The sequence below is a fragment of the Streptomyces lasiicapitis genome (assembly GCF_014646335.1).
Lineage (GTDB): Bacteria > Actinomycetota > Actinomycetes > Streptomycetales > Streptomycetaceae > Streptomyces > Streptomyces lasiicapitis.
Map to the genome: position 1 here is coordinate 228,676 of NZ_BMNG01000005.1, position 18,995 is coordinate 247,670.

Consider the following 18,995-nt stretch of genomic DNA (forward strand, 5'->3'; position numbering starts at 1 on the left):
GCCATGCGCGCCACCCGACGCACCTTCCGCACCGCCGCCATCGCCACCGGAGCGATCGCCGCGCTCGCCGTCCCGACCACCGCCGCGTTCGCGGACGCACCGTCCACCCCGCAGCCCCAGGTCGCGCCGGACGACCAGGCGAACCCGAACCCGAACCCGGACGACAAGGTCACGCCGCCCCCGACCCCGGACGACAAGGTCACCCCGACCCCGGACCCGACCCCGGACGACAAGACCACGCCCGACGACAAGACCGACCCCGACAAGCCCGTCCCCGGCGGCTGGGAGTCCAAGGGCACCGTCAGCCTGGGCGGCGGCTGGACCGCGGACGTCGAGGTGAACGCCTCCGCCCGGTCCGCCAAGGCCCAGATCTCCCTCGACGGCACCCCGAAGGGCTCGCTGAGCGCCGAGGGCCGGTCGGCGAGCACGAAGATCGACGGCTACACCTTCACGCTCACGTCGGACGGCTCGGCCACCAAGACCGGCAGCGGCGACCAGGACGGCAACAAGGACAAGGACAAGCCGGTTCCCGGCGGCTGGGTCTCCAAGGGCACCGTCTCCCTCGGCCACGGCTGGACCGCCAAGGTCGACGTGAACGCCTCCGCCCGCAGCGCCAAGGCCCAGATCTTCCTGAACGGCAAGGCCAAGGGCTCCCTGAAGGCGTACATCAAGCCCGCCTCCACGAAGATCAACGGCTGTACGTTCACGCTCAATGCCAACGGCGGCATCACCAAGACCGGCAAGCCCACCCCGCCGAAGCCCAAGCCGCAGCCCGCGAAGAAGCGCGTCTTCGTCCGCGAGTACAAGAACCTCGGCAAGTCCGGCTTCGACGCCAAGGTCTACAAGACCAGGGCGGGGTACGAGGCCGACATGATCGCCAAGTCCCCGAGCAGCGGCAAGAAGATCGTCTGGGACACCCTCAAGCAGCGCGGCAACAAGGCGGCGTACGGCCAGCACAACGACGCGCACTTCGTGCTCAACCCGAACGGCACCATGAAGGGCTGGGTCGAGGGCCGCACCGGCGGCAAGCCGCACACCAAGCCGAAGGCGCACACCACCGACACCAACGCCTCGGCGTCCGGCGACCGCGTCGTCCCGCACGGCGGCGTGAAGGCCGGCGCGGAGAACGCCACCCCGCCCTCGCACGGCACCCCGCTGGTCGCCGCGGGCGGCGGCATGGCGGCGCTCGGCGCGGCGGGTCTTGGCTTCGCGATGTACCGGCGCAAGCACCAGGACAACAATTAGCAGGAGCGGATACGTAGTTGGGGCGCCCTTCCGGTGGAGGGGCGCCCCGACTGCGTACTCACGTCACGTACGAAGCCACGCACTCAGGCCACGTACCAAGTGCCTGCTCAGACGCCGATGTCGCAGCCGTCCTCGCGCCACACCGACACGACCGCCGGGCGGACGAGCTTGCCGGGGCCGTCGGGCCAGGCGCTCGCGGGCTTCTCGACGGAGGCGCCGTCGATCTCGCCCGGGTGCTGCACGGCCACCAGGACACGGCGGTCCTGCACCAGCGGGCCGCAGGTCTCCGCGCCCTTGGGCATGGTGAGGAACTGCTTGAGCTCACCGCGCCGTTCGCCCTTCGTGGCGACGCCGAACAGGCCGTCGTGCGAGCCGAGCTGGGCGCCGTCGGTGGAGATCCACAGGTTGCCGTGCGGGTCGAAGGCCACGTTGTCGGGGCAGGAGATGGGGCTGACCTTGTCCTTCGGGAAGCCCGCGAAGTAGGTGGCCGGGTCGTTCGGGTCGCCCGCGACGAGGAAGAGGTTCCAGCCGAAGCGGGTGGCCTCCGGGCGGTTGCGGGACTCCGTGAGCTCCAGGACCTGGCCGTGCTTGTTGAGGTTGCGCGGGTTGGCCTCGTCGGCGCCGGCCTTGCCGGGCTTGCCGCGGTCGGTGTTGTTCGTCAGGGCGACGTACACCTTGCCGGACTGCGGGGACGGCTCGATGTCCTCGGGGCGGTCCATCTTCGTGGCGCCGACCTTGTCACCGGCCAGGCGCGTGAAGACGTACACCTCGTCGGCGGTCATGCCCTCGACGTGGCTGACCGCCTTGCCGCCCGCGTACGCGGTGGCCAGCGGGATCCACGTGCCGCCGCCGTCGAACTCGCCGTCGCTCGGCAGCTTGCCCGTGCCGTCGATCTCCGCGGCCGGGGAGTCGCCGGTGAACTTGGCGACGTACAGCGTGCCCTCGTCGAGGAGCGTCAGGTTGTGCTCGCGGGCCCAGCGCGAGCTGCCCTTCGCCATCCGCTTGCTGCTCACGAACTTGTAGACGTAGTCGAAGCGCTCGTCGTCGCCCATGTAGACCACCGGGCGGCCGTCGCGGGTCAGGCGCGGCTGGGCGCCCTCGTGCTTGAAGCGGCCGAGCGCGGTGCGCTTGCGCGGGGCGGAGTCGGGGTCGTACGGGTCGAGCTCGACGACCCAGCCGAAGCGGTTGGGCTCGTTCGGCTCCTTGGTGAGGTCGAAGCGGTCGTCGAAACGCTCCCACTTGCGCTCGGACTCGCCCCCGGCGACGCCGTAGCGCTTCAGGCGGGCCGCCTGCGTCGGGTCGGTCACCTTCTCCGCGTTCGCGAAGTACTGGTTGAAGTTCTCCTCGCCGTGCAGCGTCGTGCCCCACGGGGTGGTGCCGCCCGAGCAGTTGTTGAGCGTGCCGAGGACGGTGACGCCGCGCGGGTCCGCCTTGGTGCGGACGAACTCGCTGCGGGCGGCCGGGCCCGTGAGGTGGAACTTGCTGGTGACCGTGAGGCGGCGGTTGAGGTGGTGGCGCGGTACGGGGCGCAGGGCGCCGCTCTTGCGCTCGCCCTCGACGACGACCACGGACAGGCCGTGGGCCGCCCAGGCGATCTCGACCTGCTCGCGGGTGGGGTTCTTGGCGTCGTACGCCTTGAACATCAGGATTTCGTCGGTGTACTCGTGGTTCGCCACGAGGACCTGGCGGCCGTGGTTCTCGCCGTGCTTCTCGCCGGGCAGCGGGAGCAGGCTGAGGAAGTCGTTGTTGTAGCCGAACTGGCCCGCCTGGGCCTTGGCGGACTGCTTGTCCGGGTCGAAGGCCGGGGCGCCGCGCAGGATGGGCTCGCCCCAGCGGATCACCACGTTCTGGCCGTAGCCGGTGGGGATGGTGACCGTGTCGGCGGTGTTGGGGGCGACGGGGGTGAAGCGGAGGCCGCGGGCGGCTTTCTTGCCTCTGCGTTTCGCTTCCGCGGCCGCTTCGGGGGCGGCGGCCTGGGCTTCGGCCGCGCCGGGGCCGAGGGCGAGGCCGCCGGCCGCGCTCGCCGCGACGGTGACCACGGCCGCGGCGCGCATCATCGAGCGGCGGCTCAGCGCGCCCGCTATGACGTCACCCATGTACTCGTTGTCGCTGGTGTTGGGCACCGGGTGGAAGCAGGCGTCGCCACAGCGGAACCGGCACGTCATGGCCGAGCGGCCGCCGGAACCGCCCGGGTGTGAGGTGATCAGGGGCAGCAGCTTGCGCACGGGGTCCTCCATGGGTGGCCGGTTGACGGCGCTTTGGCTTCTTTTTGCCGGTGTTTCCGGCTGGAGGCTAGGGGTGGCGGCGTGCGCCATGGGGGACTGCGGGTGAACGGCGGGTGAATCCGTGTCAGTTGCGGCCCGCCCGCCCCGCCCGCGCGGCGGCCGCTAACCTTACGTGTCCCTCTTGGCCAAGGGACCGCTCCGGGGGACAAGTCACGTGAAGGGTTGCGCACATGGGCATTTGGGGTCGTCTGCGGGCTGTCTTCCGACGGTCGCGGGGGGAGAACGTTCCGGCGGCGGAGGCTTTGCCGGGCGCGGCGTCCTTGCCGGAGGGTGGGGTGGCCTCGCCGGAGGCTGCGTCGTCCTTGCCGGAAGCTGTGGCGGTACCGTCACCCGCGGCTTCGCCGGAGGTGGCGCCTGCGGCGCCGGAGCCTCTGCGTACGCCCGCGGAGTCCTTGCCAGAAGCCGTGGTGGCCGTACCGGAGGCCGCGCCTCGGCAGGTCTCTTCCGAGGCCTCGGCCGCGGAGGCGCTGGTCGCCCAGGCCTTCGACAACGTCTCGGTACGTGTCCCGGCCCGCCGCTCCGCAGCCCCCGAGAGCCCCGCCGCCCCCGCTCCCGCCCCGGCACCCGAGCCGACCCCGGCCGAAAACGCCGCGACTCCCGAGCCCACCGCTGCCCCTGCGCCCGCGCCCACCGCCGAGCGGGCCCTGGCCGAGGACGAGCCGGCTCCCGCGACACCCGAGCCGGCCCCGGCCGAGGACACCGCCGCTCCCACCACAGAGCCCGAGGCCAAGCCGGTCCCGGCCGAGGACGACGCTGCCGAGCCAACGGCCACCCCCGAGGCGGCCCCGGCCAAGGACGAGGCCACGCCCGCTGCTCCCGCCTCGAAACCCGAGGCTGAACCGGCCCTGGCTGAGGACGACGCTCCCGCCGCTCCCGAGCCAACGGTCACCCCCGAGCCCGAGGCCAAGCCAGTCCCCGCTGCGGCACCCGAGGCCGAGCCCCACGCCGACGGCACCCCCGACGACAAGGGCACCCCCTCCGACCTCCCGGCGGAGCCGGAAAAGCCCGTACCCCCGGCCGCGCCGGAAGAGGCCACCCCGGCGGAGCCGAACCCCGCCCCGGCGGCCGAGCCGAGCGCCGAGCCGGGCGCCGAGCCCCACCCGGACGCCAAGCCCGCAGTGACCCTCGCCAAGGTCAAGGCCCAGGCCCCCAGCCTCGCCACCGCCTACAAAGCCGCGGGCGCAGCCCTGCGCAAGGGTGGCCAGACCGGCACCCGCGCCCAGGTCTACCTGGTCCTCGACCGCTCGGGGTCCATGCGGCCGTACTACAAGGACGGCTCCGCCCAGAACCTCGCCGATCAGGCCCTCGCCCTCGCCGCCCACACGGACCCCGACGCCACCGTCCACCTGGTCTTCTTCTCCACGGACATCGACGGCACCGCCGCCCTCACCCTCGCCGACCACCACGAGAACCGCGTCGACGAACTGCACGCCGCCTGCGGCCGCATGGGCCGCACCAGCTACCACCGCGCCGTCGAGGAAGTCGTCGCGCACTACGAGAAGTCCGACCACGCGGGCGAGCCAGCCCTGGTGATCTTCCAGACGGACGGCGCCCCCGACACCAAGGGCCCCGCCACCCAGGCCCTCGCCGACGCCGCCCACCACCCCCTCTTCTTCTCCTTCGTCGCCTTCGGCGAGCCCGACAACAAGGCCTTCGACTACCTCCGCAGGCTCAAGGCGGACAACGCCGCGCACTTCCTCGCGGGCCCCGACCCGAGAGAACTCACGGACAAGGAGTTGTACGAGGGAGTTCTCGCGAGCTGGCGGCCGTAAGCCACAGAGCAACAAGCAAGAGGCCGGGCCCCGAAAGGGCCCGGCCGTTGTGCTTGGTGCCCCCGCTGAGTGCGGCTGCGGGACGTCAGTGGTTCGTGCGCGAGGACCAGATCGCCTGGCTGCCGTCGTAGATCACGACATTGCCGTCGTCCTGGACGACGAGCCGCGAGCCGGGGTGGCCTGCCGTGTTGGAGGCCCAGACGGCGCGTCCGTTGCGGGTGTAGACGACGAGGTTGCCGTCCTCCTGGAAGCTCGTGGTCCAGCCCTGGCCGACGGTCCGGGTGGCCCATCTGGCCCGGTTGAACTCGTCGTAGATGACGAGGTTGCCGTCGGACTGCATCACGAGGCGGGCCGTGTTGGAGCTCACGGACTCGTTGTGGTTGAGGGTGAAGGGGGCGTACCGCACCTGGTCGGCGAGCGGCCCCGGCTTGGCCGCGCTGCTCGCGGCGGACGCGGGTGTGTGGTCCGAGGGTGCCGCGCTCGCCTGGCCCACCAGGGTCACGGAGGCGAGTGCGACGGCTACGAGAAGCGTGCTTGCTTTCTTCCCCACGAAAACGAACTCCTTGCGTCAGGCAGTTCATCCACGGGCGCCCGGTCAGGCGCCGCACCCGGACTCTGGCACCTGTGACAGGGCGGACGGATGGGTTCCGTGGGCGGTTGGCGGGTTTTTGTAGCTGTTCGTCCTGAAAGCTCCCTCCACACTACGGTCACACTTCAACCACACACTGCCCACCTCACACCCACACCGCACTCACCTTTCGGCCACACTGCGCCCGGTGCCCGCGGCGCGTCTCACGACTCGTCCGCATGTGAATCGATCTTCCGAGGGCCGTTAGGATTTCGACCATGGCGGCCACTGGATCCGAGAAGCAGGGGGCGGCGGCGTACTACGTCTCGACCCCCATTTACTACGTCAACGACGCTCCTCACCTGGGCCACGCCTACACGACCGTCGCAGGCGACGTGCTCACGCGCTGGCACCGTCAGCGCGGCGAGAAGGTGTGGTACCTCACCGGCACGGACGAGCACGGTCAGAAGATCATGCGCACGGCCGAGGCGAACGACGTCACGCCACAGGAGTGGTGCGACAAGCTCGTGGAGGAGGCCTGGCGGCCCCTCTGGGAGCACCTCAACATCGCGAACGACGATTTCATCCGGACGACGGAGAAGCGGCACACCGATCGTGTGCAGGAGTTCGTCCAGGATCTCTACGACAAGGGCGAGATCTACAAGGGCGGGTACGAGGGCCCTTACTGCGTCGGCTGTGAGGAGTACAAGCTCCCGGGCGAGCTCCTCGACGGCGAGGGCGAGTACGCGGGCGAGAAGCTCTGCCCCATCCACAAGAAGCCCGTCGAACTGCTCAGCGAGGAGAACTACTTCTTCAAGCTGAGCGAGTACGGCGACAAGCTCCTCGCCCACTACGAGGCGAACCCGGACTTCATCCAGCCCGAGTCGGCGCGCAACGAGGTCGTGAACTTCGTCAAGCAGGGGCTTCAGGATCTTTCGATCTCCCGGTCCACCTTCGACTGGGGCGTGCCGGTTCCCTGGGACCCGAAGCACGTCATCTACGTGTGGGTCGACGCGCTGCTGAACTACGCCACGGCCGTCGGGTACAACGAGAACCCGGCGAAGTTCGACGAGACCTTCCCCGCGAACGTGCACCTCGTCGGCAAGGACATCCTCCGCTTCCACGCGGTCATCTGGCCCGCGATGCTGATGGCACAGGGCCTGCCGCTGCCCGGCAAGATCGCCGCCAACGGCTGGCTGATGGTCGGCGGCGAGAAGATGTCCAAGTCGAACCTGACGGGCATCAAGCCGCAGGACCTGACGTCCCACTTCGGCGTGGACGCGTACCGCTGGTACTTCCTGCGCGCCATCGCCTTCGGCCAGGACGGCTCGTTCTCCTGGGAGGACTTCACCGCCCGCTACACCAGCGAGCTGGCCAACGACTACGGCAACCTCGCCTCGCGCGTCGCCGCCATGGTCGGCAAGTACTTCGGCGGCGCGCTGCCGGCCGACGAGGCGCCAGGCGAGGCCGAGCAGGCCGTCCGTGACGGGCTCGCCAAGGCCGTCGCCGAGGCGGACCGGCGCGTCGGTGACGAGCTCGACTTCCAGGGCGGCATCCTCGCCGTCTTCGACTTCGTGAAGCAGGTCAACGGCTACATCACGGAGCAGGAGCCGTGGAAGGTGGCCAAGGACGAATCGCCGGAGGGCAAGGCCCGCCTCGCGAGCATCCTCTACACGGCCGCCGAGTCGCTCCGCGCGGTCGCGGTGCTCCTGAACCCGGTCATGCCCGAGACCTCACAGCAGCTCTGGGACTCCCTCGGCGCCGAGGCCCCGCTGGGTGCCCTCGCCGACCAGCGGATGCAGGACGCGGGCACGTGGGGCCTGCTGCCCGCCGGTGCCACGGTCACCAAGGGCGCGGTGCTCTTCCCGCGCCTGGAGGAGCCGAAGAAGGCCTAGTGAGTACGTGACGTACGTACGTTGAAGGGCCGGGACCGCGCGCTGCGGTTCCGGCCCTTTCTCGTACGTGGCGGGGCTCAGGCCTCGTACGTACGCAGCAGGCGCGCCAACTGCCTGCCCGCCGCCCGCAAGGGCTCCTCGCTGCGTCTGACCTGGGCGGTCACCTCGGCGCCCTCCAGGGTGCTGATGACGGTGGTGGCGACCTCGGCCGCGTCCTCGGCGGTGAAGCCGGACGCGAGGAGCTTCTCCTCCACGACGCCCTCCCAGCGCTGCAGGGCGTCGGCGCACGCCCGCTGCATCTCGGAGTCGGTGCCGAGGGTCTCCAGGGCGGCGGCCGTGATGGGGCAGCCGTCGAGCCAGCCCGACTCCCGCAGCCCGACGGCGAGTTCGGCGGCGCAGGACTCGACCGCGGCGGCCGGGTCGTCCTCGCGGCGCAGCGCGTCCTTGAGGAGCCAGGCGAACTCCTTCTCGCCGTGCTTGATCGCGGCCACGGCGACGGTCTCCTTGCCGCCCGGGAAGAAGTGGTAGACGGAGCCGAGCGTGGCCTGCGCCTCCTGGGCGATCTGCTTGATGCCGGTGCCGACGTAGCCCTGCCGCTGGATGAGCCGCGCGGCGCACACGACGATGCGCTCGCGCGTGCTGGGGGGCGCGCTGTACAGACTCATCCCGCCACCTTACCCACCACTGGATAGAGCGTTCGTTCTAGTGCTGTGTTACGTTCTCCCCGACGCTAAATAGAGCGTTCGTTTTAGTAACTCTTCGTGCATCACCCTCTCCTCCTGGAGGCAGCTGTGTCACGTTCCGTCACCGTCATCGGCCTCGGCCCCATGGGCCAGGCGATGGCCGCCGCGTATCTCGACCAGGGCTACGACGTCACCGTCTGGAACCGCACCCCGTCCCGCGCCGACGCGCTGGTCGCCCGCGGCGCCCACCTGGCCGCGTCCCCCGAAGACGCCCTGCGCGCCAACGAGTTGGTGGTCCTGAGCCTGATCGACTACCCGGCGATGTACGCCACGCTGAAGGGCGCCGAGGACGCGGTCGCCGGGCGCGTCCTGGTGAACCTCAGCTCGGACACCCCCGAGCAGGCCCGTGCGGCGGCGCGCTGGGCCGAGGAACTGGGCGGCACCCACCTCACCGGCGGGGTGCTCTCGCCGCCGCCCACCATCGGCAGCCCGGACATGTCGACGTTCTACAGCGGCCCGCGCACGGCGTACGACACGCACCGCGAAGCCCTCGAAGTGATCACCGGCAAGACGGACTTCCGGGGCGAGGACCCGGGCCTGGCCGCCCTCATGTACCAGCTCAACATGGTCGTCTTCTGGCCCGCGATGCTCGCGTACTGGCAGGCCGTGGCCCTGGCCGGCGCGCACGGCATCAAGGCGGCGGACATCGCTCCGTACGTGACCGAGAACTACGCGGGCATGGGGCAGTTCATCGACTTCTACGCCGCCCGCATCGACGCCGGCGACCACACCGGCGACGTCGACCGCCTCTCCATGGGCGTGGCCAGCATGGAACACGTCGTCCACACCAACGCGGACGCGGGCGTGGACACGGCGTTCCCGCAGGCGGTCCTGGACGCGTTCCGGCGGGGCGCGGACGCCGGGTTCGGCGCGGACAGCTTCAGCAGCGTACTGAAGCTGATGAAGAAGTAGCCTCACAGCTCCTTCGACAGGCGGTGCATGAAGTCGCGCGACCTCGCCGGGTCGAGCGACGCCGACTCCACCTTGCGGAAGAGGGTCCGGTAGCGGATCAGTTGCGCCGCCGCGTCGAGGAACGGGCCGCCGTGGGGCGCGTCGCGCTTCGCGGTGTCGAGCCGGGGCACCGGTCCGCCGATGTACAGCATCGAGGCGTTGGCCCCGGCGAAGCCGTCCACGTCGAAGGGGATGACGCGGACCGTGACGTTCGGCCGTTCCGACTGCCGCAGGATCCGGTCCAGTTGGGTCAGCGCGACGCGCCGGTCGGCGACCCGCGTGCGCAGGACGGACTCGTGCAGGACGGCGTCGTACGCCACCGCGCCGTCCCGCTCGACGACCACGCGCCTGCCCATCCGGTGCGCGACCCTCGCTTCGAGGCCGCCCGCGGGCAGGTCGGAGTCCGTGAACGTGAAGACCGCGCGCGCGTACTCCTCGGTCTGCAGCAGGCCGGGGACGTGCCCGGTGGCGGCCGTGCGCAGGAACGTGGCGTGGTGCTCCAGCTCGGCCAGGTCGAGGAAGGAGGCGGGCAGCACGCCGCGGTACTCCTCCCACCAGCCGCGCGTACGCTCCGTCGCCATGGCGGCGAGGGCGTCGACCAACTCGGCGTCCGCGCAGGCGTAGTGGGCCGCGAGGCTGCGCACCCGCTGCTCGCTGACCCCGGCGATGCCGGATTCCATCTGGCTCATCTGCGCCGAGGTCGAGCCGAGCAGCTCCGCGACCTCGCGGGCGGTCATCGCGGCGGCGTCGCGCAGCCTGCGCAGCTCCGTACCGAGGCGTACCTGACGCGCGGTGGGCTGATTCCTCGGCGGCATACGCACCTACCTCAACAGAGCTTGATCCAGGAAACGTTGGCGGCCCTCGTTCGGGTGCAGGTTACGCGAGCTTGTTGCCGAGGCAGAAATTAATGCCTTACCTTCAGTGACGTTGCGACCACCCTCAGCAATCCCCCGCAGGCAGGAAGCGCACCGCACCGCCCCACCAAGGCGGCACCGGCGAGCCACCGCCCCGGGAGCGCCGAACGTCCCCGACTCCACTTCGACCGACTGGAGTTCCGCATGCCCGAGAGCACCGACACCGGCGACGAACCCACCCCCACACCAGCCCCCACCCCGGCTCCCAGCCCCTGGCAATACACCCTCCACATCCCCAACGACCTCCGCGCCGTGGCCATCTGCCGCCGCACCCTCGGCGTGATCCTGGCGGCCCACGGCCTCCCCCACCTGTCCGAAGCGGCGGAGCTCGTCGCGACGGAGCTGGTGGCGAACGCGGTGACCCATACGAAGGGACCGGCGGCCCTGCGCCTGCTCTGGGCCGACAGCGTCCTTCGCATCGAGGTCTGGGACGCCGACCCGACCCCGCCACAGCCCCCCGTGCCCCCCGCGAGAGACACCCTCCTGCGGGAGGCGGGCCGCGGCCTCGCCCTGGTCAAGGGCTGCGCCGACGGCTGGGGCTGGTACCGCCCGGACGACAGCGAACTCCCGGACGGTGAGGGCAAGTTCGTCTGGTGCGAGCTGGCCGAGGCGGCCTGAGCGACGGCGGTTCGCGTCGCCTACGGGAGCGGAGCCGCCTCCTCCGAGTGTTCCGAGGTCGACGGCTCCCGTCCGGGCCATCGCCCTCGTACCGCGAGCAGCGCCCACGCCAGGCACGCCGCGGCCAGCAGGATCGCGAACCCCACCACGAGCGCGCTCGTGTAGCCGTGCACCGAGGCCGCCGCCGGGGTGGCGCCCGTGTGCGAGGCCGCGTACGCCGCCGCCGCGCTGGACGCGACCGTGTTGAGCAGGGCGGTGCCGAGGGCGGCCCCCAACTGCTGGGACGCGTTGTACGCGGCCGACGCGGCGCCGATGTCGTGGCCCCGCATGCCGGCCGTCGCCAGGCTCGCCGTCGGGGGCAGGACGCAGCCGAGGCCGAGGCCGGTGAGGGTGAGGGACGGGACCAGGTACAGCCAGAAGACGTGCCCGCTGTCCGGGGCAAGGCGGGTGAGGATCAGCATGCCGGCGGCCGCCGCGAGCAGGCCCGGTACGACCAGGGCCACCGGCGCCACCCGGCCGTGCAGCTTCCCCGCGATGAAGGTCGCGCCGACCAGCGCCGCGAGCGCGTTGACGATCAGGGTCAGGCCCGCCTCCACCGGCGAATAGCCGAGCGCCGACTGGGTGTAGTAGCTCATGAAGAGGTAGAAGCCGAACATCGCGACGAACAGCAGCGTGATCGCCAGGAAGGCGCCCGCGCGGGCGCGGTGGACGAGGATCCGCAGGGGCAGGAGGGGCTGCGGGGTGCGGAGTTCCACGGCCACGAAGGCGGCGAGGAGTACGGCGCCGGTCGCGAGCAGGGCGAGGACGCGGGGCGAGTCCCAGCCGCGCGGCTCGGCCTCGTTGAAGGCGTAGACGACGGCGGCGAAGCCGCTCGCGCTGAGGAGGGCTCCGGGGACGTCCAGGGCACCGCCGGCGTGGGCGGGGCGGACCCGGGGGACGAACGTCGCGCCGAGCACCGCGAGCAGCGCCACCGGCACGTTCACGTACAGGCACCAGCGCCAACTCGCGTACTCCGTAAGGAGCCCGCCCGCCACCAGACCCACCGCAGAACCGGCGGCGCCGACCGCCGCGAACACCCCGAACGCCCGCCCTCGGGCCCGCGGTTCGGTGAACGTGAGGGTGAGCAGCGAGAGCCCGGCGGGCGCGAGCAGCGCGGCGAACACCCCTTGCAGGGCGCGGGCACCGAACAGCGTCTCCGGGTTGGCCGCCGCCCCGCCGAGCGCCGACGCGGCGGCGAATCCGGCGAGCCCGACGACGAACGCCCGGCGGTGGCCGAGGGCCCCGCTGACCCGGCCGCCGATGAGCAGCAGCCCGCCGAAGGCGAGGGCGTACGCGGTGATCGCCCACTGGCGGCTCGCGTCGGACATGCCGAGCGCGCTCTGCGCGGAGGGCAGCGCGATGTTCACGATCGTCCCGTCCAGGACGACGAGGAGCTGGGCGGCGCTCACGGCGAGCAGGGTCCACCAGCGGGTGGGTTTGTCGTCTTCGGCAGCTTCAGCGGCTGCGGCGTCTTCAGCACTCATGGCTTCAAGCGTTTCGTTGAAGCTGTCCCGGAGAGCTGGGCGCGGGTGCGGCCTGGTGGGGAGGGGTGGGGCGGCCCCGAAGTCCCAAGCGGGGGTTGAAGGGCGGCGTGGAGGCGACCTGCGTGCGACGTGAGCAGCGCCACAGTTTGAACGTGGCTTGTTTTGTACGGTGACGGTGAGCCGTTGATCACTTAGTGACCGGACTCACTTCGCCTTCACGCCGGCGCACGTACGCTTCACAGTATGGCCACGAATTCCGCTTCCGAGAGCCGGCTGTCGGCGCGCACCGCCGACGAGGTGAACGAGGAGATCCGTGCGCTGTGGCTGCGCTGCGGCGGGCGACTGAGCACCGACCAGCGGCGGGAGTACCAGCGCCTGGTGACGGAGTGGGCGGCGGCCGAGGCCGAGGCCCACAGCGCCCCGAACCGCGCCGCCTGACCGGCGCGTTCCGCTTCACCGGATCCACGGATCAACCCGTTCCACTGGGTACGACACAGTCCTTGGGCTGTGATCGGCCCCCCTCCGGCCATGCCAGCCCAGCAAACGCGAGCCTTCGCGTACGCGGATCGAGCTCGACGACGGCGACCGGCTTGTCATAGGGATTCCCGGCGTTGGTGAGGCACACCCACCCGCTGGTTCCGGCCACCCGGTGCGCGGACTCCAACCGCGGCCACTGCGCGGACACGCGCTCCCGCGGTGGCACCGCCCCCGGAGTCTGCGCGTTCGCCATGAACACCGCCTGCGCGATGGTCCGCATCCCGTCGTGCACCAGCATCGTGCGCGAGTCGTCCAACTGGACGGGACCGATGTCCCCCGCGCCCTGCCGCGCGGCGAGACTCCGCAGCTCCTCCAGTTCCTTCTGCGGCTCGGTCAGATACGCGGGCCGCTCCTTCTCCCCGCTCAGCTCCCGCGACCAGGCCGAAGGATGCCCGGGAGCGGTGTACTGCACGGTGACCGCGGCGTGCCGGGCCCCCGCGTCGCCCTGGAGCTTCTTCCAGTCGGCGTCGCTCATGTACCGGTCGAGCGTCGCCGCCCCCGACCCGCTCACGATCTTGTACCGCTTGCCGTGGCACGACACCTCCGCCAACTTGATCGCGAACAGGCGCAGATGGACGGGCCGTCCGGCGAAGTAGACGACCTGGGCCGGGGACCGGCAGATGTTGTGGCCGATGAGGGAGAAGTCGTTGCCGGTCTCGCCCGGGTCGTTGATCGAGGGCGAGGTGAACTCCTGGTCCTTGGCGCCGGGCCGCCCCTTCTCGTCGCGGCTGAACGCCCGCGCCAGCGAATCGACGTAGATGTCGTCGGGGCGGGTGTCCTTGACGAGGACGGTCTTCTCGTCGGGCAGACCGCCGTGGAACGCGGCGAGCGCCTCGGCCTGCTGGCGGTTGGTGGGGATCACCCGGGCCAGGCCCTTGAAGCGCGGTTTGGCCTCGCGGCCCTCGGGGTTGGCGAGTTCGTCGGCGCTGGCACGGCTGATCAGGACGGGGATGTTCAGCTCGTTGGTGAGCCGGTCGACGGCGTCGACGGTGTTGCGCAGGCTCAGGTTGAAGCCCGTGACGGCGCGCAGGTTGTGCTTGGGGGAGTCCGCGAGCTCCGCGAGGTCGTCGACGACGCGCGCCTGCCGGCCGTAGTTCCGGCCGGGGTTGGCGAGGACGAGGCGGATCAGCGGCTTCTCCTCGGCGCGGTTCGCGCGGTACTGCCCCAGGTACGCGCCCTGCACGTCGCTGCGCAACTGCTCGCGCTCGGCGTCCGACTCCGGCTGGAGCGGCAGCATCAGGGCGACCGTGATGTGCGGCCTGCCGTCGACGCGCCGGTTCTCCTTGGCGATGGCGTCGCTGACCTTGGCGATGGCGGGGGTGCCGAAGTCGTAGCCGGAGCCGTTGACGCCGATGCACTCGCCGCCGTGCTTCTCCACGCCGTCGGCGCAGGTGTCGGGGCCGCCCACGTTCTGCGGGACGAGGATGCCCGCCGCCGTGCCCACGGCCACGACGACCAGGACCGTCACGGCCTTCTTCAGGCGTGTGGCCCACAGATGGTTGTACAGCCAGTTCAGCACCGCAGCGCCCCCTCCTGGGCTTCACGTGCGTGGTGTACGTGACGTACGCCACGTACGTCCGGACGTCGCGCTAGCCGAGGTGGCGCGTGCAGGCGCACGGCTTCAACGGCTGTTTCTCCTGGGCCAGTTGGGCCCACTCACCCGCCTTGCGGGTCAGCACCTCGGTGCCCGGCACCGGCTCGTCGCCGAGCCGGTCGAGCAACTGCCGCCAGGTGCCGGTCAGCGCCTGGTCCACGGGGCGCGTCCGGTCCTCGTACAGCCACACCGCGTGCAGCAGCCGGTCGACGCGGCGCCGCAGCCAGTCGCCGCCCGTCGGCGGTGCCTCGCCGAGGGCGCGGGCGTGCCGGTCGTCCGGGTCGCCCGCGAGCGGTGCCGCGCAGGGGGCGCCCGCGATCGCGAGGAGTTCCTCGCACCACTCGGCCATGGTGCGGGTGGCGTCCCGCAGCGGGAACGCCCCGGTCAGGTGGTCCACGGCGGCCTCCGCGCCGCCCATGGCGAGGTGGTGGTGGGCGGCGTGGGCTGCGGCTGTGCCGCACTGGTCGTCGGTGGCGGTGGGGAAGCGGCTGGCGAAGTGGTCGCGGAGGAGGGCGTGGTCGGCCTGCCAGGCCCCTTGTGCCCCCATCCGGTGCAGCCGCCGCATCAGCAGGTGGCGCAGCCCCCGGTCGCCGATGAAGTGGCGCGGGCAGTGCGGCCAGCCGCTGTCGGCGAGGAGTTCGGCGACGCGGTACGCGGACAGGCGCTCGTCGCGGCCCGCCTGCCGGGCCAGCATCAACTCCTGTGCGCAGGAGCCGGTGTGCGCGACCGAGAGATGGCTGAGCAGGTCCAGCCAGTGGTCGTGCTGCTCGGGCGGCAGTTCCTCGGGGAGCTGTCGGACGATCAGGTCGTCGAGGAGCAGGTCCGCGACGGGCACGGGGCGCCCCTCCGGTTCGTCGCGCGAGCGGACCGGCGCGTCGAGGAGGTCCCAGTCGGTGAACGCGCCCGGCTCCCGCACCCGCAGCGAGGCCGCGCCCTCGCCGAGCCGGGTGACGAAGCGGGGGCGGCCGCCGCCGAGGCGGTGGATGCCGCTCTCGACGCGGAGCCGCGAGGCGTGCTCGCCCGGCGGGTGACCGGCGTGGCCCGCGTGGCTCATGTGACCTGCGTGCCCCGGATGTCCCGCGTGCCCCGCGCCACCGCCCTGCCCGCGCCCCTGCAGCCGGGCCACCTCATCGTTCTGCTGCTCCGTCGTCAACGTAGGCATGCGTACGAGCAACACCCCCCGCGCGGGTGCCACTAGCCCCGCCACCCCGCCCCGCGCCCGCTGCCACACCGGCAGACCGCCGTCGGCGGGCCCCCAGGACGCCACCGCGTCCGCGTCGGCGTCCGTGGACCGGTACAGGAAGCGGCCGCCGTCCGCGCGCCGGGCCGTGGCGAACACGGCCACGCGGTCGTGGTGCCCGCTCTCCCGGTCGAGCAGGACGGGCCGAAGGAGCCGTCTGCCGAGCGCGTTGTCGGCGTGGTCGAGCAGCACGGCGGGCCGTCCGGCGCGCGCCATCCGGCCGCGTACCGACGTGTACGCGGCCTCGACGTCCTCGCGCAGCGCCCGGAACAGGAAGCTCTCCGCGTTGGCGCGCCCCTCGCCGCCCTGCTGGAAGTCGACGCTCAGCCCGTGCAGGCCGAGCCGGGGGTGCCCGGCGGCGCCCGAGTAGGCGCCGTAGCAGTCCTCCAGGGCCGCCTTGCCCTCCGAGGAGACCCGCTCGAAGAGTTCGTCGAGGATGGCGGTGATGAGCGGGGTGGCCAGGGGCTGGGCGGCGAGCAGGGCCGCGAGCGCGGCGAGGTAGGAGCGGAAGGCGCGGTGCAGGACGCCGCCCCAGAACGACCCTCTGGGCAGCAGGTCGTCGTGCCTGCGCACCTCCTCCAGGCCGGTGGCTGAACCCGCGAGCGGATCGCCCGCCGCGACGGCGACGAGGCCCGCGTACAGCCGGGGCACCGCGATCGGCCCGCCGTCCCCGCCCCACGCGCCGAACTGGACGGCCATCTCCCGCAGCGCCTCGGTGACTTCGGAGCGGGTGCTCGGGTGCTGACCGGCGCGCTCGGCGTGCGCGGGGGCCGCGCAGTCGATGTGGACGGCGGGGACATGGCGCCCGAACTCGTCGCGTACGCAGCGAAGGAGGCGCCCCTTGCCCATGCCGGGGCCGCCGGTGAGGAGCACGACGGGCAGGTCGGGGCCGTACAGGAGCGGGCGGTTGCGGCCCTTCCGCGTCTTGCCGAGCAGCCGGGCGACCAGGCCGTCGTCGTACAGGAGTTTGCCGAATCCCAGGTCGTCGGACACCGGCCCCCCGATGCGTCGCCATTCCGCACCTGTGCGCTGCGTACACACGTGCTATGTGTGTGATGAACCGTCAGAGTAGTGGAGTGACTTGAGGAAGACAGCGGAAAATCCGAGACAGACTTGCGCGGGCGGCGAACGCCGGACGGCCGGTGGCGGGCGGGGCCACATGGCGGGCTCAGCGCTTCGGCCCCGCCAACTCCCGTTCCAGCGGCGTCCGGTACGCGGGCGTGACGCGAGTCGGCCCGAGCCACGCACCGAGTTCGGCGGCCCGCTCCGCGACAGCGGTACGCACCGCCGCGCCCCCGTCCTCCAGAAGCCGGAACACCACCTCACCGTCCGCGCGCTGCGCCCACGCCCCCACGATCCGGCCGTCTGCCCACACCGTGGGGCCGATGTTGCCGTTGCGGTCGAAGAGGGCGGGTACGTACGCCGGGTCGAGGTGGAAGCCGCGGTGGCGGCGGCCCATGGAGGTGGGGTCGAGGCCGGGCAGCAGGGCCACCCAGGGCGCCGGGGCGGGCACGGGCTCCTCGTCGCCGGGGGCGAGGTAACCGGTGGTGCCGTCGTCCAGGTCCACGTCCCGCGCGCCCACCGAGGCCAGCGCCTTGCGCGCGTCCGTGAGCGTCCAGCCGGTCCACCACTTCAGGTCGTCGACGGTGACGGGGCCGAAGGCGTGGAGGTAGCGGCGGGCGAGGGCGGCTTTGGCGGCAATGGGGTCGACGTCCTGTTCCGAGGGCTCCGCCCCACCGGCCTCCGGCGCGAGCGTCCACCGGAACTGACCGGACGTCCACGCCCCACGCGGCCGGGCCCGCCGAATGCGCCCCTCGGCGGCGAGCACCCGCAGCATCCGCGACCCGGCCGTCTGCCACGCCGCGTACGACTTCCCGGGACTGACGAGGACCTTCTCCCCCAACTCCGGCACGTCCCGGGCGAGTTCGACGGCTCCCGCCGTACCCCGCGCAGCCAGCGCGGCGAGCGCGGCCCGCTCCACGGCGGCGTACCGCCCCTCGTCCCAGCCGATCCCCGCGACGAACGCCAGCGCTCCCGCGCGCTCCTTGGCCGCGACGGCCCGCGCGGTCGAGGCGTGCACGAGCGGTGCGAGCGGCGTGGGCACCACGAACATCGTCCGCCGCATGCACAGCATCCGCGTGACGGTCAGGTCGTCGTAGAGCCCCCGCTCCACCTCCGCGACGGACGGCTCCGCAAGCCGGGCCGCGGCGGACAGGAAGACGGTCGCGGGATCGGTGGCGTGCAGCCCGACCAGGGCGTCCGCGACGTCCTCGATGCGGGCGGCACGGGTGCCGGGCGCGAGCAACTGCCGCACACCGAGCCGAGCACGCCGCTCGCCGTCACTGACGGCGGCACGCCGAGCGATCACTGCGCACCCTCCTCGCCGGCGCCGAGCGCCGGATTCGGCACGAGAATCCGCAGCAACACCCGCTCGATCTCGGCCCGGGTCGGCGGCACAGGGGCGGCGAGGGCCCGCAGGCTCACCCCCATGAGCGCGGCACCGGCCGCCTCGGCGGTGTCGGCGTCGGTGTAGCGGGCGAGGGCCCGCACGGAGAGCCGGTGGTGCTCCTCGGCGATCTCCCGCAGCGCGGGCCGACGCATGGCGGCGACGTACAACTCGAACTCGACCATCTGCTGGTCGCGTTCGGGCCCATCGCCGGGCGGCAGGACGGCATCGGCGAGCAGTACGGCGCACTGCTCGGCGGTGAGGCCGGGCCGACGCGCGACCCACTCGTCGAGATACGCGCCGAACCGGTCCACGGAACGCCGCAGCGCGGCCGCGATCAGATCGTCCTTGGTGGCGAAGTGGTACGTCGTCGCCCCCAGCGGCACCCCCGCCTCGGCGGCGACCGCGCGATGTGTGAGCCCTTCGATGCCGCGCTCGGCGATGACCCGCTCGGTGGCGGCGGTGATCTCCTCGATCCGCAGCGCGGGATCGCGGCGACGCCGCTTGGCAGGGGGCTGGCCGGCGGCCATGGGGGACTCCTAAACAGCTCACAGGCGACGACTTCAGTACGTACGTACTTTAACGCCAGCCCAATCCCTCAGAGCACCAGAGGCCGAAGAGACGGCGAGATGTCCGTATTGCACCCTTGTCCAGATTCCCCTAC

General features: G+C 72.0%; 15 protein-coding genes. 6 read left to right on the forward strand and 9 right to left on the reverse strand.

Features of this window, described 5'->3' with window-relative positions; all coding sequences use genetic code 11:
- Positions 1–3 precede the first annotated feature (3 nt).
- Entirely contained in the window at positions 4–1,245 is a 1,242-nt protein-coding gene (locus IEY91_RS12660) for a hypothetical protein (RefSeq protein ID WP_189174019.1), read from the forward strand.
- A 107-nt stretch (positions 1,246–1,352) separates the two neighbouring features.
- Here the strand turns inward: IEY91_RS12660 and IEY91_RS12665 are convergent, their stop codons facing one another.
- Positions 1,353–3,470, reverse strand: coding sequence for a PhoX family protein (locus tag IEY91_RS12665; RefSeq protein ID WP_189174020.1), 2,118 nt, complete (start codon positions 3,468–3,470; stop codon positions 1,353–1,355).
- Positions 3,471–3,937: 467 nt separating this feature from the next.
- Here IEY91_RS12665 and IEY91_RS12670 point away from each other — a divergent pair, with 467 nt between their 5' ends.
- Entirely contained in the window at positions 3,938–5,302 is a 1,365-nt protein-coding gene (locus IEY91_RS12670) for a VWA domain-containing protein (RefSeq protein ID WP_306309892.1), read from the forward strand.
- An 85-nt stretch (positions 5,303–5,387) separates the two neighbouring features.
- Here IEY91_RS12670 and IEY91_RS12675 read toward each other — a convergent pair whose 3' ends face one another.
- A complete protein-coding gene (locus IEY91_RS12675; protein ID WP_204328047.1) occupies positions 5,388–5,852 on the reverse strand; it encodes a hypothetical protein in 465 nt (154 codons plus the stop codon).
- 296 nt (positions 5,853–6,148) lie between these two features.
- Between IEY91_RS12675 and metG the strand changes: the two genes are divergently transcribed.
- A complete protein-coding gene (metG, locus tag IEY91_RS12680) occupies positions 6,149–7,765 on the forward strand; it encodes a methionine--tRNA ligase (protein ID WP_189174022.1) in 1,617 nt (538 codons plus the stop codon).
- A gap of 77 nt (positions 7,766–7,842) precedes the next feature.
- Here the strand turns inward: metG and IEY91_RS12685 are convergent, their stop codons facing one another.
- A complete protein-coding gene (locus tag IEY91_RS12685; RefSeq protein WP_164322750.1) occupies positions 7,843–8,430 on the reverse strand; it encodes a TetR/AcrR family transcriptional regulator in 588 nt (195 codons plus the stop codon).
- Between the two features lie 126 nt (positions 8,431–8,556).
- Between IEY91_RS12685 and IEY91_RS12690 the strand changes: the two genes are divergently transcribed.
- Positions 8,557–9,420, forward strand: coding sequence for an NAD(P)-dependent oxidoreductase (locus tag IEY91_RS12690; RefSeq protein ID WP_189174023.1), 864 nt, complete (start codon positions 8,557–8,559; stop codon positions 9,418–9,420).
- A 2-nt stretch (positions 9,421–9,422) separates the two neighbouring features.
- Here the strand turns inward: IEY91_RS12690 and IEY91_RS12695 are convergent, their stop codons facing one another.
- Entirely contained in the window at positions 9,423–10,274 is an 852-nt protein-coding gene (locus tag IEY91_RS12695; RefSeq protein WP_189174024.1) for a helix-turn-helix domain-containing protein, read from the reverse strand.
- 243 nt (positions 10,275–10,517) lie between these two features.
- Here IEY91_RS12695 and IEY91_RS12700 point away from each other — a divergent pair, with 243 nt between their 5' ends.
- Positions 10,518–10,991 carry an ATP-binding protein gene (locus IEY91_RS12700; protein ID WP_164322756.1) on the forward strand — a complete coding sequence of 158 codons (474 nt, stop codon included), beginning with the start codon at positions 10,518–10,520 and terminating at the stop codon, positions 10,989–10,991.
- Between the two features lie 20 nt (positions 10,992–11,011).
- On the opposite strand, the gene IEY91_RS12705 is transcribed toward IEY91_RS12700, so the two are convergent.
- On the reverse strand, positions 11,012–12,514 hold the full coding sequence (locus IEY91_RS12705; RefSeq protein WP_189174025.1) for an MFS transporter: 1,503 nt from the start codon (positions 12,512–12,514) through the stop codon (positions 11,012–11,014).
- Between the two features lie 243 nt (positions 12,515–12,757).
- Between IEY91_RS12705 and IEY91_RS12710 the strand changes: the two genes are divergently transcribed.
- The gene (locus IEY91_RS12710; RefSeq protein WP_189174026.1) at positions 12,758–12,952 is read left to right on the forward strand and encodes a hypothetical protein; all 195 of its coding nucleotides are present in this window, start codon (positions 12,758–12,760) and stop codon (positions 12,950–12,952) included.
- Positions 12,953–12,983: 31 nt separating this feature from the next.
- Here IEY91_RS12710 and IEY91_RS12715 read toward each other — a convergent pair whose 3' ends face one another.
- From IEY91_RS12715 to IEY91_RS12730, 4 genes are all read right to left on the reverse strand, one after another.
- A complete protein-coding gene (locus IEY91_RS12715; protein WP_189174027.1) occupies positions 12,984–14,570 on the reverse strand; it encodes an ABC transporter substrate-binding protein in 1,587 nt (528 codons plus the stop codon).
- Between the two features lie 70 nt (positions 14,571–14,640).
- Positions 14,641–16,878 (reverse strand): P-loop NTPase family protein, encoded by a 2,238-nt coding sequence (locus IEY91_RS12720; RefSeq protein WP_189174028.1) that lies wholly within the window; start codon positions 16,876–16,878, stop codon positions 14,641–14,643.
- 175 nt (positions 16,879–17,053) lie between these two features.
- Complete coding sequence (locus IEY91_RS12725; RefSeq protein ID WP_189174029.1) at positions 17,054–18,253, reverse strand: winged helix DNA-binding domain-containing protein; 1,200 nt, start codon at positions 18,251–18,253, stop codon at positions 17,054–17,056.
- Positions 18,250–18,861 carry a TetR/AcrR family transcriptional regulator gene (locus tag IEY91_RS12730; protein WP_189174030.1) on the reverse strand — a complete coding sequence of 204 codons (612 nt, stop codon included), beginning with the start codon at positions 18,859–18,861 and terminating at the stop codon, positions 18,250–18,252. The genes IEY91_RS12725 and IEY91_RS12730 overlap by 4 nt, the downstream gene beginning before the upstream one ends.
- Positions 18,862–18,995 lie beyond the last annotated feature (134 nt).

Coding starts and splice junctions, on each gene's coding strand:
- IEY91_RS12700 (WP_164322756.1), top strand. CDS start 10,518: ATGCCCGAGAGCACCGACACCGGCGACGAACCCACCCCCACACCAGCC.
- IEY91_RS12660 (WP_189174019.1), top strand. CDS start 4: ATGCGCGCCACCCGACGCACCTTCCGCACCGCCGCCATCGCCACCGGA.
- IEY91_RS12705 (WP_189174025.1), bottom strand. CDS start 12,514: ATGAGTGCTGAAGACGCCGCAGCCGCTGAAGCTGCCGAAGACGACAAA.
- metG (WP_189174022.1), top strand. CDS start 6,149: ATGGCGGCCACTGGATCCGAGAAGCAGGGGGCGGCGGCGTACTACGTC.
- IEY91_RS12685 (WP_164322750.1), bottom strand. CDS start 8,430: ATGAGTCTGTACAGCGCGCCCCCCAGCACGCGCGAGCGCATCGTCGTG.
- IEY91_RS12730 (WP_189174030.1), bottom strand. CDS start 18,861: ATGGCCGCCGGCCAGCCCCCTGCCAAGCGGCGTCGCCGCGATCCCGCG.
- IEY91_RS12695 (WP_189174024.1), bottom strand. CDS start 10,274: ATGCCGCCGAGGAATCAGCCCACCGCGCGTCAGGTACGCCTCGGTACG.
- IEY91_RS12710 (WP_189174026.1), top strand. CDS start 12,758: ATGGCCACGAATTCCGCTTCCGAGAGCCGGCTGTCGGCGCGCACCGCC.